The organism is Pararhizobium capsulatum DSM 1112 (assembly GCF_030814475.1).
Classification (GTDB): domain Bacteria; phylum Pseudomonadota; class Alphaproteobacteria; order Rhizobiales; family Rhizobiaceae; genus Pararhizobium; species Pararhizobium capsulatum.
Map to the genome: position 1 here is coordinate 72,837 of NZ_JAUSVF010000004.1, position 22,656 is coordinate 95,492.

Sequence of the window (22,656 nt, forward strand, 5' to 3'; positions counted from 1 at the left end):
ATTTTCTTGTCCTCCTCTCCGCGCCCCGTCCTTTTCGACAAATCGGCAGCTAATTGGTCCATGGCGGCTTCGATTTCGTCCTCGCGTTCAGCGGCCTCGCCGTGCCAATTCTGAACGCCTCGTCTTCCGCCTCCAGCCGGGCTTTCTCCCGGTGATAGGCTTCCGCCCTCCGGGGTACGTTGTAGATCCCCCGCACGATATGCTTCGCGATCGCTTCCGGGCTGTCCCAATCCGGATCGTAGCCTCTCTGTCCGGGCATTATCCTCGCCATTCGCTTGTTCCTTTCTTCAATCACTCGGAAGCAGCGCAAAGTGCCGACTCTGATGTGAACAATCCGTCCAGCATGGGCGACCTGGAAATCCGATTTCCTGAGAAACTGACAACGCGAGGAATGTCGGGGGCATTGGTGGGGATCTTGAATGTGGATTTGGCCATCGTCGTCTCCCTGTTCCGGTTCATCAGGAGCGAGGGCAAGGGACGGTGGTGCAGGATCAGCCCGTTTGGTTGCCGTCTGGCCACATCCCCTTGCGGGTCACCACCTTGCCCGGGCGGGCAGGTTGGCGAGGGCTTTCGCCCCGCTCTTGATGCTGGCCCTGAACATATTCAACGGGGTAGAATTGTCAATCCGGACCTCGGGGCCGTGCGTGAACTCCTTCCCTGGTTGAGCACTGTCCGCACTCGCCGCTGTCATGATGTTACGACGATCCGCAAAGGTGTGGCGGGCGGCCGAACACCCGTCGAGGGAAGACAGTATCAGGCGGTCGGGCCGTGTGACCGTCAGGGAAACTCTTCAGCGGTCGCTAGAATTTCCTTCGAGGGCGTTCCGTAACTTACAAGCTTCACGTCAAGGTCGAAGGTCTCCGTCAATCTGAAGGCTCGCCGCATGGCGCCGTGAATCCAACTTTCGGAGTTGCCGAAAACGCCTCCGCCGAGAAACGTCAGGAAAACGACCTTCGATCCGTCGCGGTGCGCGTTCAGAACCGCAGCCCACAAAGTAGCCTCGTATGCAGCCTCCAGGACCAGTGACGCGAACAATTCCCAAAAAGGAGATCGTACGCCGTAGGCAACCGGGAGCGCCGAGCAGAGCGCTTGTGAAACTTGTGGTCGGTTCGGTCCAACGGCTTCAGTGGCTTCCACACCGCTATGTACCCCGATGCGCAGCTTTCCACGCAGGGTATCGATCTCGTCTGGCGCAAGACTTCGGAGATGTCGAGTGACTGCATCGAGGCCCCGTTCACTGCACAACGCATAGCCGTTCTTCATCGTCCAAAGATCGCTGACGGGAAGTTTGGTCCCAGCACTCAATGCCGCGCCAAGGGCAGCGAGCCCGTCGAGTTGCCTGTTGGCGGTCTGGCCCTCGCCCCCGTCGATTGGAACGAAGTAGTTCCGGTAAATGGTCGCAGCGCCCGCTGCGATCGCGCAAGCCGGCCCTTGGGTATGGTCGTGTTGATATCGGGTCACGCCATCCTCGGGCGTCACCTCTGGCCCCGTCATTTCAAGTAGATTAAACTGTGACGCAACTTGAAACAATGCGCCGGCATTTTCCGGGGCCCGATGCATGCTCCGTACATCGCCGGTCACGACCCTTGTCCGAAGCCGACCCGGCAAGCCGCGGCGAGAGGCTGCCCTCTCGCGCAGATCTTGGAGGGAAATCAGTTCAAGCTTGCCAGCCGCATAGCTGGCACCATTGACCTTCGAGCGTAATCGGCCGTCAACGACCTCAAGCCGGGCACGGGTTTCCTGGTAGCCAGTCTCGGGGAACCCTGTGAGCTGTTCGAACCAATCCATCATCCGTTCCCCCCTTCTTGTTAGGTCTTCGAGCGAATGCCCAGGACGTAGTCTTCTTGATCCGACGTCTCGATTGCCCCCGGACGAACGGCGCGTACTTGCCTGATCGCGGTCGCCGGCTCCATGCCGAGTTCGATGAGAAGACGGGCTCCGATCGTACCGGCCCGTCCGAGGCCGCCGCGGCAGTGAACCACAACATCGCGTCCGCTGCGAACCAGTGCGGATCTGGTCACCGGCAACGTCCCATTGCCGCTCGAACTCTGCGTCCGGCGTCAATACGTCGCCAATCGGCAGGTGGAACCACAGCATTCTTCTGCGAAGGACCTCTTCGCCAAGGTGTTCCACCCGAAGGAGAACCAACTCCTTCTGCTCCACCAAAGTAACGACCGCGGCGGCTCCCCAGTCGCGGATCGCATCGAGATCGATATTCAGATCACGATCCCAATAGCCGCTCATGGCTTGCCGGTCGTATTTCCCCGGACAGAAAGTGATGCCCACACGTCCGAACGTCGGACCTGCAGACACAGCGGCGATCTGCAATGGATGCGTCAAAGATGTTCTTTTCATTCGATGCGCACCTTCTCCGCTATTCGCTCTAGTTAGGGTGGTATCGCTGATCCTTACTGCCAGGGGAGGTTGCCTGACGCCCTGCGCGGTGAGTCAGGTTGAAATTGGTTGATTGAAGAACGCTTTGAGTCGTTCCAGGTCATGTTTGCTGACGTGGACTCCGGTCAGATGGACAATGCCCGATGCCCTGTATCCACCGAACTCTCCTTCCACAGCCAGGCGATTGCCTTTCTGCCCGAGCAAGGCGGTTTGGCCTTTTGTTTTAGTGAGCTGTTTGAAGGTTGCTAGCCCGATCACGACCAAGTGCTGGGGCCGCAGTACTGCAATAATCCTCTGCACTCTTTCGAAACTAAATTTCTCCAGTTCGCGCCTTAACCCCGGCGGGACAGAATGCCATGCTTCCATAGTCGGGGCGCGAAAAAAGATCATATTGAGCCCCGTATGCTCGACCGACTGTATCGCGAACACGTGTTGAAGTTTTTTCGCCAATGGCGCCTTCGCATTCGCATGCCATGATTGATCTGGCCAACTGTCATGCTGACCTTCATAACTTTCATCCTTCCACCCCCCGGGCTGAAACCCGATGAACATGTAGGGCGCGCGAACTACGGGCGGCCCATAGAGAATTCGGAAGCCCAATGCCGCCGATCCGAGGCCTGGCGCAAGTTCAGCATACCGGCTGCGTGTTTCTTCATAAATTTTGCGGCAGATAGCCTCGGCCTCCAGGGTGTCGCTCGCCGATGCGGGCGAGGGCAGGGCAACGGGGTCAGCATCGCGCCCCACTAGGTTGCCTTCAGGGAGGGTGGTATTCTGCGACGGAGGAATGGTAATTTCCGTGGGCCGCGTGTTATCTCCTTCTATGGGAGGAGGAGGAGTCCACGTGTCTGAGCCGCCAGACGGGTCATCTCGATGACGACTACCGCCAGCCTGTCGGGCAGCAGCTAGGACCGAAGCACGCCTGAGTATTCTCGGCAAAAGGCCACTCTCAAACGCAGAATCCAGTGCTCCCTCCGAAAAACGGTCCGCCCTGATCACGACTGTCAACATTTGCGCCAGTTGCCGCACAGTGGCCTTCTCAATCTGGCCGGGCTCATCGAACAGACGACGCGCTTCTTTGCCCCCTTTCCATTCAAACCAAGTGAAATCAGCGTCCAGGACCCAGTGGCCCTCATACGCCGCCTCCAGGAAAGCTTGAACCTCGTCCGACATGTCAAAAAACGGCATCTGATATTCGCCGTCCGCATTCGGCCCCCCGCCCCACTCACCGAATATAAATCCGGGGGCGCCGAATTTCTCCGCAAACGGGGCTATCGCTCCAAAATCCGGAGACGGAACCCTGCGGCGGAGTTCCACGATCGGTTTGTCCTGGCGTTGGGCCTTTTGAACCCATGATCGGAACCCCAACCCCCAATCGACAAACAGAAGGCCACTGTAGGCATCAAGGCGCTCATCGCGATCGAGCGTGTACAAAAGCAGACCGTCGACGTTCTCAGCCGAAACCGGATCGATCGTGCCGCGTGGTACGACACCGCGATCAACAACCAGATAGAGGCCGGTGAACAGCGTCTCGCCGGAAGGAGTAGCGACGAAACTGGCGAGCCGTGATCCTATCGGGAAAAGATCTCTGCTTTGGATTCTCTGGTAAAGTTCCAACCCCTCCGGATCAGTTCGCCAAAGGCTGTACGGTGTGCGGTCGCCGCTTTTCGCTCGCCCATCATGATGGCGAACGAGTAGTACCGTATTGGGATCGATGGTCTCGGCCCGGAGGATTGCGTTGAAAGTGATCATTTCTTGATCCGCCACCGGCCGGATGACCGGCACTTCGGGGCAGATTGACGCTAGACACAGATATTGGCAAGCTCGAACCTCTTGCCAGCGATCAGATAACTCGAAGACCGGTCGGTACGTCGCGTGCCGAATACTCCAAGCTGGTGTTCGCCAAGACGCACCTCTTCCTTGGTTTCCGCTGGGAATTCACGCGCCGCCTGTCATGCCGGCGCAGGATCGAAGGCCGGGGCGGTTTGGCCCTTGGCGACCTGGTGCATGTTGGTCCCGAAATCGATCATACCGACGTCATTATCGCAGACGTCGGCCAGAAATCGACATAGAGAGATGACGGAGCTTTCAGTCAAGTTGCAGCTCCCGAGCTTCGGGATTTCACATGGTAGGACAAGCCAAATGAGATGCCTCGAGGCACTAGCAGGGGAGGCCGGGGACGCGCCGTCTCCCATCAACACCCGGAAAAGCTAGAGATGAAAAGCAAAAACATCACGAGACGGTTTCAGCGTGTTGGCGAATAGTCACGGGCCATACGGGAAGATAGTCGTTAGGTGGTCGGGAAGACGAAGGATGTGCGGAACAACGGCCCGCGTTACCCGTTCATTACGCAGAACAATTGCACGCTTAGGACATGCACGCATGACCGACACCGGGACTAAGGTACGACAGCAACGAGGCCAGCCGTATGGCTTGGACGAATTCCGTCAGCACTATGGTTTGAGTTGGAATGAAGCTCGCGAGCTGTTTATCAAGTTCGGGCCATCGAAAATCGATCTCGATTTGTTGATGAGAGCCAAAGGACGATTGCCCGCTGAGTAGACAGGCCATGTACACGGGAGCATGTTGGCGAGGTCGAGACATCCCTCGTTGGGTATCGAAGCAATCAGCAAGGTCCCGCCCGACAACAGCCCGCCAGTTCCTTGGAGGATGGCTGGCATTTCTCGTGGAACTAACGCCCTGTATTAGAGTTTACTAATTGTGGTGCCGATCCTTCGACGCCGCTGCTTTCAGGCTATATTTCAGCCGCGGAAGCGAGCCAGTGGCTGCCCCAACACCACTGGCTCACTCTACGGAATACGAACACTCGCGTCGGCTACCCCATCACTAGATCACGAAGAAATCAGCGTTGGTGAGTGTCAGATTGGCGCTCAAGGTGGCGAAGTGGATGCCCCACCAGCGCCGCTGCCGTTGGCATCATAGTAGAGCTCGCCAGTGTCCTTTTCGTAGATGATGCGGTCGCTGCTGTCGCCGGCAAGACCGGTCGAATTCGACGCGAAGGCACCGGATGTAAGCGTCCCCACCGCAGCCAGTGCCGTGAAAATGGCGTTCTCCAGTCGCATCGTGTCGGCGGCGACATTGAAATCACTGATCCTGTCGACATTCGTGGTCGCGCTCAGGGTCGATCTGAAGTCAAACCGGTCCGCGCCGGCGCCGCCAGTCAGAGTATCATTGCCGCCATAGCCGATGAGGATGTCGTTGCCATTGCCTCCGCTGATCGCGTTGGCACCAGCGCTGCCGTAGAGGGTGTCAGTGAAGTTTGAACCGGAAAGGTTCTCGACCGACACGTAGGTGTCGCCCTTCGCATCGCCAGTATTGATAGACGGAGATGTCAGGTTGGCAACGACGCCCGCCGTCGCTGTAGAATAGGACGCACGATCTGTGCCGCTTCCGCCATTGAGAGCGTCGGCACCACGGCCGCCGACGAGGGTGTCGTTGCCGTTGCCGCCGGACAGAGCATTGTTGAAGGTGTTGCCCGTGAGAACATTGTTGAGGTTGTTGCCCGTGCCGCTGAGCGCGGTCGCGACATTGACCAGCGTCAGGTTCTCGACTGCAACAAGGCCACCGACGGCGAGCGAACGGCTGATCGTCGATGTAGCGCTGTCGATACCACCGGCATCGATGACCGTGTCTGAGCCGTCTTCGAGCACATAGACATCGTTGCCGAGGCCACCGTCGAGAATGTCGGTGCCGAGGCCGCCGGTGAGGGTGTCGTTGCCGCGATAGCCGAACAGCCGGTCATTGCCGCCGAAGCCGAACAGCCGGTCATTGTCGACGACCGAGGCGAATTCGGGATAGTCGTTGCCCTCGATCGTGTTGGCAAGGTTGTTGCCTTGCAGGATGTCGTCGAAGCTGCCGCCCGCAAGGTTCTCGATCGAGATATAGGTGTCCAGGCTCGCTTCGAACGTGTTGATGGACGGATTGAGCAGGCTGGCGGTCACACCGGATGCGCTTGCATCGTAGGACGCGGTGTCACTGCCGGCACCACCGTCGAGCGTGTCACCGCCGGTCTTGCCGACCAAGGTATCGTTGCCAGCGCCGCCCTCCAACTTGTTCGCGAAGCCATTGCCATACAGATAGTCGGCAAAGTTCGAGCCGATGACGTTCTGGATTTTGATATAGACGTCCCCGACGGCCGCACCCTTGTTGTAGCCGGGCGCTTCGAGTTCCACGACAAGGCCAGGACCTCCTGCTGCATAGTTGACAGTATTGGTTCCGCCTCCGCCGTCGAATGTGTCGGCTCCAGCGCTGGTCATGAACACATCGCTGCCATCAAAGCCTAGCAGGCGGTCCGCTCCGGCAGAACCGGCCAAAATGTCATCGCCAAAGAGCACCAGAACCATGATGGTCGCGAACTTCCCGTCCTTGAACAGCGTCCATGCTCCGGGGGTCATTTCTATCGACGTGGTGATGTAAAGGTTCGGGAACAGGCCGTAGTCGACACTGTCGACCGCGATCGCGGAAATATGCCCCGCGTAGTTGGCCCCGCCGATTTCACTGTTGAAGATGCCGACCGCCGACAACCAGGTCTTGACGTCAAGGGACTGGATATCGAACGTGGAGGTTGTGGCTGCATTCACTAGCGGATTGGCCAGATTCTGGATGTGATCCATGTTGGTCGCTTCGAGACACTGGACGATAGCCATTTCAAACTCCCTCGTTTGATCGTGTCATTGCCAGCCCGGCGCGCCAGTCATTCCGTCGACACCCGCCTCGGTTATGCTGTCCGCATTGCGGGCTGCGACTTTCCGGTCCACCAGCATATTCCGGCATCTGCGTGACAAAGGCCAGTACCGAAGAGGTGCATAGCCTGGAGCACGGCAATGGCGAGATGGCTAGCGTGGGCCGAGAATCGCGACGGGCAGGCTGTTCTATGCGAACAGGTGTGCTACGCCTTTTGGCTGATAATCGTACTCAGTTGTCCAGGCTCAGCCCTGTCGCTCCATCGATCTCAAACCGGCCAAGCCTTGGCGCTGCTTGAACATCGTTGGATGCGCTATTCTCACTGTGCGTGCCGCCCCATCTTCCGTCTCAAACCTTGACACGTGCGCCCATCCCGTCACACTCGGCTGTCCACGCGATATGAATTGCAACCTGCCGGGGGGTGAACCGTGAGTAAGTCTGACCAAATCAGGTGGGCTCGTATTGAGAGTGAACATGGCGCAGGTCGCCTACTATCACGACACGAGCGAGGGTGTGATTTTGTATTTTTCGACGCCCCATAACGACCAGCTGCGGATCAAGGTGCTTGAGGATCTTGCCCAGGTAAATGACCTGCTGGAACAGGCGCTGCAGCCGAAACATAGGTGAGTGGATCGTATGCATGAGAGGGAGCATCGAACTGCCATGACCCACACCACCGATTTCATCGCTGAATTGTTTCGAGCGGCGAACGAGGTGGAGAAGATCACAGCATTCGAGAAGAGGCGGCTGCTTGAGCGGGCGATGCGCACGATCTACGATTTGCGCGACAAGGCAGGGATGGTGCCGGGCAAGGGACTGGCGGACGCTGCGGATCGCATCAGGATCACCTCAGCAACCCTTGATCGTCGATCAACCGGGGATGTACGATCAGCACTGCTCTTGAGCGCCGATATGATCCGAAGCCTCAAGATCGCGTTGGATGCGAAGGATCAGGTTTTGAGGGGGGAATGAGGAATTCGATCGATGACGAGCCGACCGGAGAACCGCTACAAAACGCGCAAGAACGAGGGCGACGAGTTCTGGACCGTCTATGACATCTTCACGGGGGAGCCGGCCGAGATGAATGGAACGTGGCTGACTGCCTGCGAGATGGACGAAGCCAACGACCTCGTTGACCTCCTGAACCTCGAATATATCAACCGCCGCAAGGGACGACGCATTGAGTGACGGCAAGATTTACCAATTGAATGAGGGGGCGACCTATCAGGTCGCAACCAGGGAAGAGCAATGGCAAGCCGCACTCAAGCTGGATGCCGAACGGCAAGCCCAGCACGACACAGCCGCCTGGCTCATTGTAGCGCTAATCAGCACTGCTCTGTTCGTGACGTTTATCCGGTTCGTATGGCTGAGGAAGCCTTCGTCTTAGGTTCTGTTGACAAAGTAGGGTAGCCAAATCTTTGCGGCAGCCAACGCGAGGAAGGCTTCAAAGGAAGCTCTGGTCTTATCGTATCTGGTGGCGATCCTGCGAAACTGCTTGAGACGATTAAACATCCGCTCGATACGATTGCGATCCTTGTATGCTCGGTAGTCACAGGCAGGCGGGTTCTTCCGGTTCGCTTTTGGCGGAATAACGGGACGGATGCCGCGCATCAAAAGCTCTTCCCGGATAGAGTCGCCGTCATACCCCTTATCTGCCAGGAATAGCCTGGGCTTGTTGACTGGCATGGCCAACAGAGCCGGAACGGCATTGTAGTCCGAGGTCTCGCCACCCGTCAGGATAAAGCCAAGAGGGCGTCCCTGACCGTCCGCTCTGGCATGGATTTTTGTCGTAAAGCCGCCGCGTGATCGACCAAAAGCCTCCTTATGAGTCCCCCTTTAGCGCCCGCTGCCTGCGAATGGCCGCGAACTGTGGTGCTATCGATCATGTGCTGCCAGTCGTCAGTCAGGCCAAGGCCGACCAATGTTTCCAGAAGGGCATCCCAAACGCCGTGCTCAGCCCATCGCCGGAAACGGACATAGACCGAATTCCATTTGCCGTATCGTTCGTGCATATCCCGCCAAGGGCATCCGACGCGCAGAACGTGCAGCATCCCGTTTAGAAAGCGCCGATTATCATGGGCAGGACGGGATTTTCGTCCGCGCTCCGCAGGCAAAAGCCCTTCAATAATCCGCCATTCGACATCCGAAAGATCGCCACGAGCCAAAGCAGCCTCCTAAAAGACAGCGTTGAATCATGCTTCAGGTGATTTGCAAACCCACTTTGTCAACAGGACCTAGGGCGATTGCCTACCACTGACAGTGCGCCGATCAAGCAACCAGTCTGTTTTGACACGGCGCGGCCGCCGCGAGAACTGCATCACCAAAATTGGTTTGATTGCCGGCAACTCGGGGGCGGGCCTTGATCGAGGTGAGCGCGCGTTGACGGTTTCTTATGTAATTGCGTGTGACAAAACGAGAGGCGCGAAATCCTGCGGAGGCGCCGGCCTGTTTAGCTGCAGGATGTGAGCGCTACCGGCTCGGTTTCCGGGCATCTGCCCGCTCAAAATGGCCCGTTGCTCTATCATGAGACAAACGAACGATAAGCCAACATTATCAATCGTTTTGTGGTGAAGACGGGGCGTGCGGTTAATTGCCCCTGTTCCTGTATAACCGCTCAGTCGCGTTACGCTTCCCAGTCTGTTGGCAGTCGCAGCGCGGGCAGATGGAACTTCGATGTGCCGTGGTTTGCCCCACCCCAGCAAATGTGACGCGGTTGTCGGCAGAACGATAAAAGAAGGCCGTAAATGCCGGATCGTCGAGCCCGGCCAGCCCTTGGTGCCATCACCGATCTGCACAAAATGTCGAGGACTATACATCCGGCTTTTTCGGGATCGTCTGCGGAATGAACTCTCTCACGGCGCCGTGTGTCTCAGCACTTAGGCCCATCGACTCGAACAGCCCCTTGAGGGCTTCACAGACGCTTTGATCGTCATGATAATGACAGTAGGTCGGCTGATGCGTCACAACGGACTACGAGGGAGCAAAGATGTCGGATGAAAAGGGCGTTTGCTGTAGCGACCACGGGGATGCACGTTAAGGTCAACAAGAAGCCCCCGCCTCCAAGTATCCTTCGCACTATGGACACTGGCACTATACTTGATTCGATCTGATTGCCAACAAGACCCGCGCGTCACGGCCAATCACGACCCTGAACCCTGCGCCACGTCAATCGCCATTCGTCCCGCCCACCCTCGTTATGAATATACTCGGTCATTCCATCGCGCTCGGCGGCTCGGGCTGCATAGATGATCCATGCAGGAGGTCGTCGACCTGGCAGGTCGAGAACGCACAACGTCTGCTGGAGCTCGTCTAAGTTGGACACGCGCTGAATGCTTTCGCGCGACTTGTGCTCGATCTTCCATCGGTAACGCACGTGCGGCAGCAGCCGGTCATTTGAGAGCGGAGTTCTCATCGGGGTCTTCCTCCGGATCAGGATCTTCCTCGTACGCCACCAGCAGATTGCACAATACGTCCTCCATCGCGCTCATCGTCTCGACCGTTCCCCAGCCTTTCGCATTGGCGGCCGCAATAATTTCCTGCATCACAGGCTCGATGTTCGCCTGGCATTGCAGAGCGCGATCTGGATGGCTTGTTGGGAATTTTGGGGCATCGACTTGCATGGGGTCCTCCTTTCCGCAAGAACCTTACCACAAACGAAAAGTTCCGGTTTGCAGGAGAGCACTGGTGCGGCCATGATGGCTGCAAGACATGGGATCATTCGGGAGGGAGCGCGGCCGGGGCTCAACCGAGTGGAGATGCCAGGAACACTCTGGCTGCCGACTATTGGGACGGGAGAACCACCCCGCGTCACTGACGGCAGGGTGGCTCAGGTCCGCCGCCTCAACGGCAAATCAATACCACAGGGAACCGATTCGCGCTTTCTCCATTTTCAGGATTTAGGACGGGAGAACCATAAATGATCCCCTATGCTTGGACTATCGAAGTAAAGGGCCGACAGACCATTCGGAAGGTCACCACGATCGAGGAGATGCATGACGTCTTGCGCGTGCTCGATCTACCGGGCGTAGCGCCGCCCGATTGTGGCACACTGGAGGCATGGAACTCCGTCCACGGCAGTTACACCCACAATCTTGGGGGCGATGACGAGTGGTCGCTTAGTTGGACGAAGGTCGGGGGAGTAGGGGCGTGAAAGCCCTCAAATTTTAGTAGTAAGGAGTGGGAACCTTTTCCATCGACCGGAGTTTGAGGGCTGCATCCCTCGAGCATGCACATAACTGCGGGCGATTTTAAGCGCCTGCTTTTTCAGTGGCGAAGGGAGGTTCGCAATGCTGATCGCGGTCAGCGCGTATTTCGTCGTGGCCATCATATTTATAGGTTGTCTCTGTCTGGAAGCGCAATCAGCTCCACGACAAGGCTGGTCGTCAGCCAGAATTCTGGCAATCCTACTCGCCGTCATTTGGCCCGGGATACTTTTGGTGACGCTCGTTGCTCACTTTGCAACGTGGGCTGACCCGATGCAAAACATGCCAGCTACACCGCAGAAGCCCGTTGGAATGCAATCCGCCCGGCGGTGACAATGTTTGCCCGAGAGCTCCCAGTCGCTCTTCTATCTCTACGCTAGCCTCGCCCCGTTGGGAATGAATACGCAATCGTCCGCCGTAACGAAGAACTGAAAGTCACTGCCGCTTAGCATGAACGCGAAATCCTTCAGTTTGAAGACCCTGTAGATTCGCTCGTCCGAACGGTACACCGTGTCGTAATCCAATAATATCTGCCCATCGAGGTTTCCGCTCATGCGGAACTCAAGGCAAAGAATTGTAGAAGACCCCAGCGATCGCTTCCATTTACGCAATACTCGAAAGCCACGGAAAGCCTTGTGCCTTCATAAAAGAACTTGAAGTCACCGTAGCCAGCCGGATCGAATGGCTATAACGTGTATTTTTCCATGACAACGCCTTAGTCAGAAACTGATGAGAGCCAACAAATCTACCGGCGCGCAAAATCGCGCAAGCTCGTCAGAGGCAACACGAAAATCCCACGCTAATCACCTGTAGGTTCCGTGGCCACGGGATCACTCAACCGGCGCGTTTTCCAAGGGGCGCTCGAAATATGAGGAGAACCGCCTGGAAAGTTCGCTCAGGTCGAGCATAACGCGCCTCAAATGTAGTTGCATTACTTCTCGGGCCCTGGCCGGGTCGTGGCTCGTCACAGCTTTCAAGACATTTTGATGGTCCTGCACCAGTTGATCCAGCTGGCCGGCCTGCAACGACAGGCGACGAACGCGGTCCATGTGTTTCTTCGCATCGGAGATGAAGCTCCAGACCCCGTCACGGCCTGCAAGTGTGCAGAACAGCGCGTGCATCTGCTCGTCGCATTCGAAAAATAGCTCCGAATTGTCTTCGAGAATGGCGAGCTCCTGTTCTTCAATTGACTGGCGGATGCTAAGCAGGATGCGCCGGTTCGAATGTTGTGCCGCTTCCGTGACGACGGCCAGTTCCAGTTGCTCGCGAACGAACTGCGCCGTTTGAACCGCATGAATGCGAATGGGGGAAACCACGACACCTGCTCGGGAGCGCAGGTCAACGAGGCCTTCCGCGCTCAACCTCGAGAGCGCTTCACGGACGGGCGTGCGGCTCACCCCCAGGAGGTCGGCCATGGCGTGCTCGCTGATTGGTTCGTTCGGTTTCAGTTCGAGCCCGATGATTTTCCGCGAAAGGGTGCGGTAGCAATGCTCCGCCGCCGAGATTTTCATATCACGAGCCATAAATTTCAGCCTCTTGTGTTCTTGCATGCAACCAACCCTGAAGTGACAATAGCTTATAAAATATCCGTTTTCCACTAGGCCGACGTTGCGGCTTGACCGGATCGCTAATCTTGCATACAAGAATGCAAGAAGAGTTAGGAGGTATCGTTAGGTGGAAACCGACATCGAGCCCATCGGGACGCCGAATGCGGTGCCCAGCACCTTCTCATGTAGCCGCCGACATGGCGGTTTCGGGTGTGCGGACATCCGTCCGACGACGGCATCATCACTCGAGTTCGGGCCGGCAATGACGGGTCAACCGTCGATGCAGGGCGTCTCCCATTATCTTGCCTTTTTGATCCGACGGGCGGCACGTAGCCTGGAAAACCTGAAATCGGCCATGGCGCACTGGGACAGCCTAGACGAGACGGCGGCCGCGTCGACGAATGCCAGTCAGCACGCCTCATCGCTCAATACAGTGGTGCAGCCATGAGCCGCGACGTTTCTCTCATCGTTGATGTGAAGGACATTGTCGGCGAAAGCATCATCTGGGCGCACGAGGAGAAGGCGCTTTACTGGGTTGATATCGTCGGCAAGCGCATCCATCGGCTCGAACCTGCAAACGGGCGCCACGACATTTGGCCGACACCCGACTTCGTGACATCGATCGGTATGCGCGCTGATGGCGGCTTTATTGTCGGCTTGAGCCGCGCCGTCTGCCTTTGGACGCCCGGTGGCGCCTTCGAGGAATTTGTTGTGCCGGAGCCCGACCTGCCGGAGAACCGGCTGAACGAAGGCCACGTCGCGCCGGACGGTGGCTTCTGGGTCGCGACGATGCAGAGTAATCTCCATGCGGACGGCACGCCGAAAGCCATGGATCGCAATTCGGGCGCGATCTATCGCATCGGCCCGGAGGGCAGCGTCATGCAGCTGACACCAAACGAATACGGCATCACGAATACCATGGGCTGGACGCAGGACAACCGGTTCTTCTTCGCTGATACGCTGGCGAACGAGATCTACCTGTTCGACTACAATCGGGCCACGCCTTGGATCGGCGACCGGCGGACCATCGTTTCCGGATTCGGGCGTGGCCTGCCGGACGGTTCATGCCTCGATGAGAACGATCGGTTGTGGAACTGCCGCGTCGCCGGAGGCGCGGCTGTTGCAGGCTTCGATGGCGATGGCCACCTGTTCGATCTGATCGAACTGCCGGCAAGCTGGCCGACAAGTTGCACATTCGGCGGCGAGACCCTGTCCACCCTCTACGTGACCTCCGCCCGCTTCACCATGGAGGATGCCCATCTTGCGGCACACCCATTGGAAGGCGGCCTTTTCGCGGTTGAGGGCGTGGGGCAGGGCGTAGCCGAGCGAAAGTTTGGAGCGGCACCTGAAATGGTTCGGGGGAACGCACGATGAATGAATTCACCGGTAAGAGCATCGTGGTGACGGGCGGCAGTCTGGGGATGGGCCGTGCCTGTGCCGAGCGGTTCGTCGCGGGTGGCGGTAAAGTGACGATCGTGGCAAACGACAAGGTGTCGGTCGACGAGGCCGTGGCCGCGATCGGCGCCAATGCGATTGGTTTCGTGGGCGATGTGCGCAATGAGGTCGACATCCAAGAGGCGGTCGCGACCGCAGTTTTGCGCCATGGTGGCGTGGACGTACTCGCCTGCTGCGCCGGTATCCAGCGCTACGGGACCGTGGTCGATACGCCGGCGGACGTTTGGGACGACGTGCTTGACATCAACCTGAAGGGCATCTTCCTCGCTTCAAAATTCGCCATTCCCGAGATGAAGAAGCGAGGCGGCGGGGCGATCGTCGCGATCTCCTCCGTTCAGGCCTATGCCTCACAGACGGGTGTCGCCGCCTATACTGCAAGCAAAGGCGCGATCAATGCGTTGGTGCGCGCCATGGCGCTCGATCACGCCGGAGACAACATCACCGTCAATGCCGTCTGCCCTGCCTCGATCGATACCCCGATGCTCCGGTGGGCGGCCGACCTTTGGAAGGGCGAGGGTACGCTCGAGGCGACGCTCGACGCCTGGGGCAGGGGTCATCCGCTCGGGCGCGTTGGCAAGGCTTCGGAAGTCGCCGAGCTCGTCGCCTTCCTCGCAAGTGACAAGGCCCGTTTCATCACGGGCGCCGACGTCAAGATCGACGGTGGCGTTCTTTCCAAGCTCGGCATCATCATTCCAGATTGATCGGACGTCTGTCATGAAACCGTTTCCCAACTTCCACTCGAAAACCTTCCTACTCTGCCACATGCGTAAGATCATAGACTTCTACAATCCAACGTGCCTGAACATGGAAGATGGTGGCTACTACAACGAATACCGCGACGACGGCTTCGTCACCGATCGCAAAACGCAGCATCTTGTGTCCACCACCCGCTTCATCTTCAATTACGCGACGGCCGCCGTCCTGCTACAGCGACCGAACTGCGCGGAGGTGGCGGCCCACGGCGTCAAATATCTCGACGAGGTCCATCGCGACCCCGAGCACGGCGGCTACTTCTGGCTCATGCATGGACGCGAGATGGCCGACACGACGAAGCATTGCTACGGCCACGCCTTCGTCTTGCTCGCCTATGCCGCAGCGATGAAATGCGGAATTCCTGGCATGTCGGACAAGGTTTCGGAAACGTGGGATCTGCTCGAAAGCCGCTTCTGGGAGCCGGAACACGAACTTTATAAGGACGAGATCAGCCGCGATTGGCAGAAGGTTTCGCGCTATCGTGGCCAGAACGCTAACATGCACATGACCGAGGCGATGCTGGCGGCCTACGAGGCGACAGGCGAGGTGCGCTATCTCGACCGCGCCGAGACGCTCGCCCGGCGCATCTGTGTCGAGCTTGCCGCGAGCGCGCAGGACGTCGTCTGGGAGCACTTCGGCGAGGATTGGTCCGTCGACTGGGACTACAACAAGGACGACCCCAAGCACCTCTTTCGCCCATATGGCTACTTGCCGGGCCACATGACGGAATGGACGAAGCTGCTGCTCATCCTCGAACGGTATCGCCCGCGGGACTGGATTCTTCCGCAGGCGATCCTGCTCTACGAGACGGCCTTGGCAAAGAGCGCTGATCTTGAATTCGGCGGTATGCACTACAGCTATGGCCCTGACGGGACGTTGTACGACCTCGACAAGTATCACTGGGTTCATTGCGAAACCATCGCCGCTGCGGCGGGCCTTGCACAACGCACGGGCAAGGAGCGCTATTGGCAGGACTATGACCGGCTCTGGCGCTACAGCTGGCGTCACCTGATAGACCATCAGTACGGTTGCTGGTTCCGCGTCCTTTCGCCCGACGGTTTGAAGCAGAGCGACATCAAGAGCCCGCCGGGCAAGACCGACTACCATCCTTTCGGTGCATGCTACGAAATCCTCCGGGTGCTGGGGGAGGCGCGCTAGCGCGATCCATATAGGGACCTGTCCACCGCGCCACGCGCTCCGCTGCGGACAACACTTCGAGAGCGCCTCCATCGGAACCTGGGAGGAATTGAAATGGTGAAGAAATCGCTGGCCGCACTGGCCCTTGGGATAGCGTGCTTGGCGGCAGGCACCACCTTGGCTCAGGAAAAGCCAAAATTTGTCTACCTAACCCAGACGGGCATCGACAACAGCTTCTGGCAGTCGATTAAAAAGGGCATGGACGACGCCTGCACCCAGTTCGAGGCGGACTGCCAGCTCATCTTCACCACGCCGAATGGGGACCTGCAAAAGCATCTGCAGAACCTCGACACCGTGGTGGAGCAGGGCGTCGACGGCATCGTCACCGTCATCGTCAATGACGATCTATACGACGAGGCGGTGAAGAAGGCGATCGACAAGGGAATCCCGGTCATCACAGCTAACGTCGACGACAGCCAGGGGGCTGCCGGCAATGCGCGCAACGCCTTCGTCGGGCAGAACCTATTCGAGGCCGGTTATGTCCTGATGAAAGGGCTCTACGCCAAGATCCCGGCGGACCAGCCGGTGCATGCGCTTCTCGGTCTTTCGCGGCCGGGCGAAAGCTGGGCGGAGATGCGTATCGGCGGCGCCAAAAAATTCCTCGAAGAGGCGAAAGCGGCCGAGCCCACCCGGCAAATTGACTACGAGGTGATCGACTCGTCCAACGATATTTCCGTGACCGCATCGCGTATTTGCCAATACCTGCAAGGCAAGCCTGAAACCAATGCCTATGTCGATGCAGGCTTCTGGGGCGCGGGCGCCGGCGAATGCCTTCGTGACCTCGGCATCAAACCGGGCCAGCTGCATATGGCGATGTTCGACCTGGTGCCCGTCGTGATCGATGAGATGAAGAAGGGATACGTCGACATCACCATCGACCAGCAACCCTACTACCAGGGTTATCTGCCGATCCTCCAGCTGGCGATGATGAAGAAGTTCGGGCTCAGCGCCTTCGACGTCAACACAGGCAAGGCCGTGGTTGAACCCAAGGACCTGGAGCAAGTCGAGAAGTTCATGTCCCTGGGCGTGCGCTAGGTCAGTCCCTTATCTCGCCTCCCGTCCCGCGGCGGGAGGCACTCTTGGAGCCAGAAAAAATGAGACCGAGTGTCCGCAACCTGATGGCGCGACCGGAAATGGCAGCGCTGCTGATCTTCCTCGCGCTGCTTGTCGTCTTCAGCGTCCTCAACGACAGGTTCTTTACGACCGGCAACATGACCGTCTACCTGCAACCGATCCCAGAGATCGCGATTGTCGCGATGGGCATCACCATCCTGATCATCGCCGGCGAGTTCGACCTCTCCGTCGGGTCCGTGTTCGGCCTGTCGCCGATGGTGACGGTGCTCTTGATGCAGAACGGATGGCCGATCGCGGTGGCCATCCTGATCGGTCTGCTGATCGCCGCGCTCATCGGCTTCGCCAACGGCCTTATCACGCTGAAGCTCAAGATACCGTCCTTCATCGCGACCCTCGGCATGTTGTTCATGGCGCGCAGCCTTGCGGTCGTGCTCGCCGGCGGTTTCCCACCGGTCTTTCCGCGCGAACTTGATGTCTCCTGGCTGGTCGGGCGGCTTGATCTCTGGCTCGTCACGCCGCGCATCTCGCTCCTCTACATGGTCGCCATCGCGCTGGTGCTCGGCTTCGTGCTGCGCCGTATGGATTTCGGCCACTGGATATTCGCAACGGGCGGCCATCCGCAGGCGGCTCGCGACATGGGCATCAAGACCGAGCGGGTGAAGATGGCCTGTTTCATGCTCTGCGCCACGCTGGCGGGTCTCGCCGGCATCATCCAGAGTTTTCGCGTCAAGGTGATTGTGCCGAACCTCGGCACGGGCTTGGAAATGCAAGCGATCGCAGCGGCCGTCATCGGCGGTGTCGCACTCACCGGTGGCGTCGGCTCAATTTTGGGCGCGGTGGTCGGTACGCTGCTGATAGCAATGATCGAGAACATCCTCATCCTCAGCGGCGTCAACGCCAACTGGTTCATGTTCGCCGTCGGCGCCATGATCGTGGTGGCGGTCGTCCTCAACACGCAAACCCGGCTGAAAGCCGAAGGCATGAAGGGGTAAGGCTATGGACAACGCTGCCAATCCTACCGTCAATCCGGCCCCGGCCATCGTCGAGCCGATCATTAAATGCGTCGGCCTGCAGAAGTGGTACGGCGCCGTGCATGCCTTGAAGAATGTCGATTTCCACGCCAGTCGCGGCGAGGTGATCGGTCTTGTCGGCGACAACGGAGCCGGAAAATCGACGCTGATCAAGATCCTGTCCGGCGTCCATCCGCAGGACCAAGGTGAGATCTTCATCGAGGGGCGGAGCGTTTCCATCACCGGCCCGGAGGTGGCAATGGGTCTCGGTATCGAGACGATCTACCAGTACACGGCCATGGTGCCGGAAATGTCGATCGCGCAGAACTTCTTCATTGGGCGCGAGCCATTGAAGTTCGGCCGCCCCGGCTTCGGCATTGTCGATCGAGAGAAGATGGCCCGCGAGGCCATGGAGGGTCTACGTGGAGTGGGCCTGCACCTGCGCGGCCCCGACACGCCCGTCAAAGCATTGTCGGGGGGCCAGCGCCAAGGCGTCGCGATAGCGCGTGCCATGCATTTCCGTTCGAAAGTCCTGATCCTCGACGAACCGACCAATCACCTGTCGGTCAAGGAGACCAACAAGGTGCTCGACCATGTCGTCGAGCTCAAGGGGCTCGGCGTTACGTCGATTTTCATCAGCCACAATCTTCACCACATCCATCCGATTTCCGACCGTATCGTCGCGATGGCGCGTGGAGAGAAAATTGCAGATCTCCCGGCGGGCGAGATCAGCGTCGACGAGATGACCCGGATGATCAGCTAGCCGGCAGTGCGCCCGGCCATTGCCAACCGACAGACCGCATTGGAGTTTTCCATGAAGCGACCCAAAATTACCGATATCCGCGCGACCACCGTTACAGTACCGCTGGAGGCACCGCTGCGTCATTCCAACGGCGCGCATTGGGGGCGGTTCGTACGCACAATCGTCGAGGTCGAGACCGATGTGGGCATCATTGGCCTCGGTGAAATGGGTGGCGGCGGCGAAAGCGCCGAAGCGGCGTTCCGGGCGTTGAAGCCCTACCTCGTGGGTCATGATCCCTTCGAGCTGGAAAACCTCCGCTTCATGATCTGCAACCCGACAGCCAGCCTTTACAACAACCGTACCCAGATGCATGCGGCGATCGAGTTCGCCTGTCTCGACATCATGGGCAAGTACCTCGGTGTGCCGGTCTATGACATTCTCGGTGGCAAGATGCGCGATACGGTACCCTTCGCCAGCTACATGTTCTTCCGCCTACCCAACAAGGACACCGGAGAAGGCGAGACGCGCACCGCCGATCAACTCATCGAGCAGACCTTGGCGCTGAAGAAGCGATGCGGCTTCACAACCCACAAGTTGAAAAGCGGTGTCTTCCCTCCGGGTTACGAATTGGAAGTGTTTCGCGCGTGGGCCAAGGCCCTTGGGCCAGACAGTGTGCGTTATGACCCCAACGCGGCTTTCAGCGTCGAGGAGGCAATCCGCTTCGCCAAGGGCATTGAGGATCTCAACAACGATTATTACGAAGACCCTACCTGGGGACTGAACGGGATGCGCCGGGTACGCGAAAACACCACCATGCCGCTTGCCACCAACACGGTGGTGGTGAACTTCGAGCAGCTCGCCGCCAACATCCTCAATCCCGCCGTGGACGTCATCCTGCTCGACACCACGTTCTGGGGCGGCATCCGGCCATGTATCAAGGCGGCAGGTGTTTGTGAGACGTTCCAGCTCGGGATTGCGGTCCATTCGTCCGGCGAGCTCGGTATCCAGCTGGCGACCATGCTGCATCTCGGCGCGGTCGTCCCCAACCTCGTGTTTCACGCTGATGCGCACTACCACCAGCTCACCGATGACATCATCGTCGGTGGACCGATGCGCTACGAGAACGGGGCGATCCGGGTGCCGACGGCGCCGGGTCTCGGCGTCGAACTCGATCGCGACAAGCTCGGGCAATATGCCGACCTCCACAAGTCGCTCGGCGGTTATCCCTATGATCGCGACCCGTCCCGGGCGGGATGGTTCTCGGTCGTCCCAAACACCAAATGGGCCGATCCGAACGATACCCGGATCGTCAACTACTAGGACGAGGTGAACGCAGTGTGTGGGCGACTCGTCTATCAAATGCCGTGCAACAGTAACTAGAGGCACGACCCCATCAGAGAAAACCTGGAGGTTTCCGATGATAATGAGCGGTACAGCTCCGTTGAGCGGGACTTTTATCTTCGATCCGAAGTTCAAAACAATTGCTGTCGATGTTGGGGGCTTTGTCACAGTCCTCGGCCCATTTAGGGATGAGTATGCGGCGGCCACGGCGGCCCATGACTTCTGCGTGACGTTCGCGGCAACGATAGACGCCGACCCGAACGATAAAATTCTGTCCCTTAATTCGAGTGTGATCGACGATACGCATTAGGTCGAAGGAACCGCGTAACGGAGACCCATCTCATCAAGCGGCTGCTTCCTCAACCTTCGAGTAACTGACGTATGCATATTTTTTGCGCGTTGAGTTACGCAGACAAAAACGGCCTGCGGAACGAGAAGGACAGGCCGCCTAAAAATGAAGCCGGAACGGGCGAGATTTCAAGAACACGCCGACACGTTCTGCACCCTCCCGGTTGCACTCGGGATGTCGAAAAACGGAGCAAAAGCAGGACAAAAAAAGGACCGTGCCGAGGACAATGACCGTGAGTCGAATCCGAGATATTCACAGAACGGGCCAGGACTGGTATCGACTTCCATCCGCACCGCGTTTCAACACGCTGACCGCGGTGCTCATCTTCTGTGCTGTTTTTTGGGCCGCGATTTTTTATCTGATTTTTGGATAAACGACTGCTTGCCTTCAATATTACCAATCGAACAAATGTGCGTAATCCTCACGGCCGATAATGTTTGGGCTTACTATCGGGGGCGTTTGCTTGGGTTTTACCGGGGGGGGGCGGCGCACCAATGGCGGCCGGGGATGGCGGTCTAGCGCCGTGATGCTCAAGTCTGAGCCACACTTGTACCACCCGTGTGTGAATCTTTTACGGACGTCACCCGAATAGGTGATGTGGCGTACATTTGCGTGCGTTATAGTTGCATCGCCATCAATGGGGGATTTGTGTTTTGGGCGAGCTAAGTGTGAAAATCAAAAAATTTCAAGGGGTTTGGGTGGCTAAGATTTTTCATGGTGAAGCGATCGAGCATCACGGCTTCGCGACGCGGAAGGAGGCGGAGGATTACGGCCAGATGCGTGTGAAGGTGCTGACTGATCTACCTATCCCTCCCATGAGCGGGCTAAAAGCGTGACCTCTTGTGCATCTGTCGTGGACAATTCGGATGAATATCGGTTGCTTGCACTCGAACGAAAACTTGCCCCGTCACGCGGTCTAGAGATTTCGATGTATGCCGTCCCATTCACCCGAAGGCGGGATTGTTTGTCGAAATCAATGAGCAGAGGGTCGACGGGTCCTGTTTCAGCAAGGTTACCAGCAGAGATGTGAAAAATCGCGCCGCTGGAGATACGCGGCTTAAATTTGTCTCCAGCGGCCGTCGCTCACAAAAACATCATGACATAATCAATCCGCCGTCGACGTTGATGGTTTGGCCGGTGATGTAGGCCGCGTCCGGAGAAGCAAGGAAAGCAACAAGGGCAGCGACCTCGGCGGGAGTCCCTGCCCGACCCATGGGAATGCCTTCAACCCATTCCGCCATCAATTCTCCGGGTGCGTATTCGCCGAGCATCTGCCCCCAGACTCTGTCATTGTAGTCCCACATCTCGGTGTGGATAATGCCGGGGCATATGGCGTTGGCGGTTATGCCTTCTCGCGCTAGTTCCTTAGCCAAGCTCTGCGTTAGACCCACGACACCAAATTTCGAGGCTGCGTAGTGTGGTGTATAGATAAACCCTTGGCGGGCTTGTCCGGAGGCCGTGTTAATCAGGCGGCCCTTCGTGCCGCTTGCGCGGAAGCGGCGAATAGCTTCCTGGCAGCACAGGAAGACCCCCTTTGTGTTGACGTCCAGATTAAGATCCCACTCGCGCTCTGTCAGATCCTGAATCTTTGCAATGGTGATGACCCCTGCGTTCTGCACCGATACAGAGATAGGACCGAGTTTCGCCTCGGCCTCACCATAAGCGTTTTGCACGGCCTTGGCGTCAGTCACGTCCAAGGTGAAACCAAGAATATCTCCGCCGGCTTCCTGTGCGAGTTCAACGGCTACGTCAGCTGTGTTTTTTTCGATGGCCGCGATTGCGACCTTTGCACCTTCCTCGGCGAAGCGCTTGGCTATACCGCGGCCGATGCCTTTGTTGCCGCCTGTTACGAAGACCGTCTGATTTGCAAAACGTTTCATAGTCTTTCCTC

General features: G+C 58.1%; 25 protein-coding genes, 2 pseudogenes and 1 riboswitch. Of the genes and pseudogenes, 17 read left to right on the forward strand and 10 right to left on the reverse strand.

Annotated features, from left to right (window positions below):
• Positions 1 to 49: 49 nt before the first annotated feature.
• The 4 genes from QO002_RS28685 to QO002_RS28700 all read right to left on the reverse strand — a co-directional run bounded on the left by QO002_RS28685 (position 50) and on the right by QO002_RS28700 (position 4,143).
• Positions 50 to 259: a hypothetical protein gene (locus QO002_RS28685; RefSeq protein ID WP_307236421.1), complete on the reverse strand. Its 210-nt coding sequence runs from the start codon at positions 257 to 259 to the stop codon at positions 50 to 52.
• A 231-nt stretch (positions 260 to 490) separates the two neighbouring features.
• Positions 491 to 593, reverse strand: a riboswitch (SAM-I-IV-variant riboswitch).
• Between the two features lie 184 nt (positions 594 to 777).
• Positions 778 to 1,791 carry a hypothetical protein gene (locus QO002_RS28690; protein WP_307236424.1) on the reverse strand — a complete coding sequence of 338 codons (1,014 nt, stop codon included), beginning with the start codon at positions 1,789 to 1,791 and terminating at the stop codon, positions 778 to 780.
• Positions 1,792 to 1,808: 17 nt separating this feature from the next.
• Positions 1,809 to 2,021, reverse strand: coding sequence for a phosphatase domain-containing protein (locus QO002_RS28695; RefSeq protein ID WP_307236426.1), 213 nt, complete (start codon positions 2,019 to 2,021; stop codon positions 1,809 to 1,811).
• Positions 2,022 to 2,448: 427 nt separating this feature from the next.
• The gene (locus QO002_RS28700; protein ID WP_307236427.1) at positions 2,449 to 4,143 is read right to left on the reverse strand and encodes a DUF6508 domain-containing protein; all 1,695 of its coding nucleotides are present in this window, start codon (positions 4,141 to 4,143) and stop codon (positions 2,449 to 2,451) included.
• A gap of 44 nt (positions 4,144 to 4,187) precedes the next feature.
• Between QO002_RS28700 and QO002_RS28705 the strand changes: the two genes are divergently transcribed.
• Both QO002_RS28705 and QO002_RS28710 read left to right on the forward strand, forming a co-directional pair.
• Complete coding sequence (locus QO002_RS28705; protein ID WP_307236429.1) at positions 4,188 to 4,463, forward strand: hypothetical protein; 276 nt, start codon at positions 4,188 to 4,190, stop codon at positions 4,461 to 4,463.
• A 310-nt stretch (positions 4,464 to 4,773) separates the two neighbouring features.
• Positions 4,774 to 4,953: a hypothetical protein gene (locus QO002_RS28710; protein ID WP_307236431.1), complete on the forward strand. Its 180-nt coding sequence runs from the start codon at positions 4,774 to 4,776 to the stop codon at positions 4,951 to 4,953.
• A 329-nt stretch (positions 4,954 to 5,282) separates the two neighbouring features.
• On the opposite strand, the gene QO002_RS28715 is transcribed toward QO002_RS28710, so the two are convergent.
• Positions 5,283 to 7,058 (reverse strand): calcium-binding protein, encoded by a 1,776-nt coding sequence (locus QO002_RS28715; protein ID WP_307236433.1) that lies wholly within the window; start codon positions 7,056 to 7,058, stop codon positions 5,283 to 5,285.
• A 511-nt stretch (positions 7,059 to 7,569) separates the two neighbouring features.
• Between QO002_RS28715 and QO002_RS28720 the strand changes: the two genes are divergently transcribed.
• Genes QO002_RS28720 through QO002_RS28735 form a run of 4 tightly spaced genes read left to right on the forward strand, consistent with a single transcriptional unit; the run spans position 7,570 to position 8,482 of the window.
• On the forward strand, positions 7,570 to 7,722 hold the full coding sequence (locus tag QO002_RS28720) for a hypothetical protein (RefSeq protein WP_307236435.1): 153 nt from the start codon (positions 7,570 to 7,572) through the stop codon (positions 7,720 to 7,722).
• A 36-nt stretch (positions 7,723 to 7,758) separates the two neighbouring features.
• A complete protein-coding gene (locus QO002_RS28725; RefSeq protein WP_307236437.1) occupies positions 7,759 to 8,067 on the forward strand; it encodes a hypothetical protein in 309 nt (102 codons plus the stop codon).
• Between the two features lie 12 nt (positions 8,068 to 8,079).
• Complete coding sequence (locus tag QO002_RS28730) at positions 8,080 to 8,283, forward strand: hypothetical protein (RefSeq protein WP_307236439.1); 204 nt, start codon at positions 8,080 to 8,082, stop codon at positions 8,281 to 8,283.
• Positions 8,276 to 8,482 carry a hypothetical protein gene (locus QO002_RS28735; RefSeq protein ID WP_307236441.1) on the forward strand — a complete coding sequence of 69 codons (207 nt, stop codon included), beginning with the start codon at positions 8,276 to 8,278 and terminating at the stop codon, positions 8,480 to 8,482. The genes QO002_RS28730 and QO002_RS28735 overlap by 8 nt, the downstream gene beginning before the upstream one ends.
• On the opposite strand, the pseudogene QO002_RS31165 reads toward QO002_RS28735, so the two are convergent.
• The 3 genes and pseudogenes from QO002_RS31165 to QO002_RS28755 form a co-directional block, all read right to left on the reverse strand.
• Positions 8,479 to 9,260 (reverse strand): annotated as a pseudogene (locus tag QO002_RS31165) (IS5 family transposase). The gene QO002_RS28735 and the pseudogene QO002_RS31165 overlap by 4 nt on opposite strands.
• Positions 9,261 to 9,892: 632 nt before the next feature.
• A pseudogene (locus tag QO002_RS28750) lies at positions 9,893 to 10,059 on the reverse strand (response regulator); the annotation flags it as partial.
• Between the two features lie 425 nt (positions 10,060 to 10,484).
• Complete coding sequence (locus tag QO002_RS28755) at positions 10,485 to 10,715, reverse strand: hypothetical protein (RefSeq protein WP_307236443.1); 231 nt, start codon at positions 10,713 to 10,715, stop codon at positions 10,485 to 10,487.
• A 296-nt stretch (positions 10,716 to 11,011) separates the two neighbouring features.
• On the opposite strand from QO002_RS28755, the gene QO002_RS28760 reads away from it, so the two are divergent.
• Positions 11,012 to 11,245, forward strand: coding sequence for a hypothetical protein (locus tag QO002_RS28760; RefSeq protein ID WP_307236445.1), 234 nt, complete (start codon positions 11,012 to 11,014; stop codon positions 11,243 to 11,245).
• Positions 11,246 to 12,127: 882 nt separating this feature from the next.
• On the opposite strand, the gene QO002_RS28765 is transcribed toward QO002_RS28760, so the two are convergent.
• On the reverse strand, positions 12,128 to 12,820 hold the full coding sequence (locus QO002_RS28765; protein WP_307236656.1) for a GntR family transcriptional regulator: 693 nt from the start codon (positions 12,818 to 12,820) through the stop codon (positions 12,128 to 12,130).
• Positions 12,821 to 12,971: 151 nt separating this feature from the next.
• On the opposite strand from QO002_RS28765, the gene QO002_RS28770 reads away from it, so the two are divergent.
• The 10 genes from QO002_RS28770 (at position 12,972) to QO002_RS28815 (ending at position 21,601) form a co-directional block, all read left to right on the forward strand.
• Positions 12,972 to 13,292 carry a hypothetical protein gene (locus tag QO002_RS28770; protein ID WP_307236447.1) on the forward strand — a complete coding sequence of 107 codons (321 nt, stop codon included), beginning with the start codon at positions 12,972 to 12,974 and terminating at the stop codon, positions 13,290 to 13,292.
• Positions 13,289 to 14,218: an SMP-30/gluconolactonase/LRE family protein gene (locus QO002_RS28775; RefSeq protein ID WP_307236449.1), complete on the forward strand. Its 930-nt coding sequence runs from the start codon at positions 13,289 to 13,291 to the stop codon at positions 14,216 to 14,218. Before QO002_RS28770 ends, QO002_RS28775 begins: the two co-directional genes overlap by 4 nt.
• A complete protein-coding gene (locus QO002_RS28780) occupies positions 14,215 to 15,000 on the forward strand; it encodes an SDR family NAD(P)-dependent oxidoreductase (protein WP_307236451.1) in 786 nt (261 codons plus the stop codon). Before QO002_RS28775 ends, QO002_RS28780 begins: the two co-directional genes overlap by 4 nt.
• 13 nt (positions 15,001 to 15,013) lie before the next feature.
• Positions 15,014 to 16,210 carry an AGE family epimerase/isomerase gene (locus tag QO002_RS28785; RefSeq protein ID WP_307236453.1) on the forward strand — a complete coding sequence of 399 codons (1,197 nt, stop codon included), beginning with the start codon at positions 15,014 to 15,016 and terminating at the stop codon, positions 16,208 to 16,210.
• Between the two features lie 93 nt (positions 16,211 to 16,303).
• Positions 16,304 to 17,284 (forward strand): sugar ABC transporter substrate-binding protein, encoded by a 981-nt coding sequence (locus QO002_RS28790; protein ID WP_307236455.1) that lies wholly within the window; start codon positions 16,304 to 16,306, stop codon positions 17,282 to 17,284.
• Positions 17,285 to 17,343: 59 nt separating this feature from the next.
• Complete coding sequence (locus QO002_RS28795; protein WP_307236457.1) at positions 17,344 to 18,315, forward strand: ABC transporter permease; 972 nt, start codon at positions 17,344 to 17,346, stop codon at positions 18,313 to 18,315.
• 46 nt (positions 18,316 to 18,361) lie between these two features.
• Positions 18,362 to 19,096 (forward strand): ATP-binding cassette domain-containing protein, encoded by a 735-nt coding sequence (locus QO002_RS28800; protein ID WP_307236660.1) that lies wholly within the window; start codon positions 18,362 to 18,364, stop codon positions 19,094 to 19,096.
• A 51-nt stretch (positions 19,097 to 19,147) separates the two neighbouring features.
• A complete protein-coding gene (locus tag QO002_RS28805) occupies positions 19,148 to 20,395 on the forward strand; it encodes an enolase C-terminal domain-like protein (protein WP_307236461.1) in 1,248 nt (415 codons plus the stop codon).
• A 103-nt stretch (positions 20,396 to 20,498) separates the two neighbouring features.
• On the forward strand, positions 20,499 to 20,726 hold the full coding sequence (locus tag QO002_RS28810; RefSeq protein WP_307236464.1) for a hypothetical protein: 228 nt from the start codon (positions 20,499 to 20,501) through the stop codon (positions 20,724 to 20,726).
• 692 nt (positions 20,727 to 21,418) lie between these two features.
• Positions 21,419 to 21,601: a hypothetical protein gene (locus QO002_RS28815; protein WP_307236467.1), complete on the forward strand. Its 183-nt coding sequence runs from the start codon at positions 21,419 to 21,421 to the stop codon at positions 21,599 to 21,601.
• Between the two features lie 258 nt (positions 21,602 to 21,859).
• Here QO002_RS28815 and QO002_RS28820 read toward each other — a convergent pair whose 3' ends face one another.
• Positions 21,860 to 22,645 carry an SDR family oxidoreductase gene (locus tag QO002_RS28820; RefSeq protein WP_307236470.1) on the reverse strand — a complete coding sequence of 262 codons (786 nt, stop codon included), beginning with the start codon at positions 22,643 to 22,645 and terminating at the stop codon, positions 21,860 to 21,862.
• Positions 22,646 to 22,656: the final 11 nt, after the last annotated feature.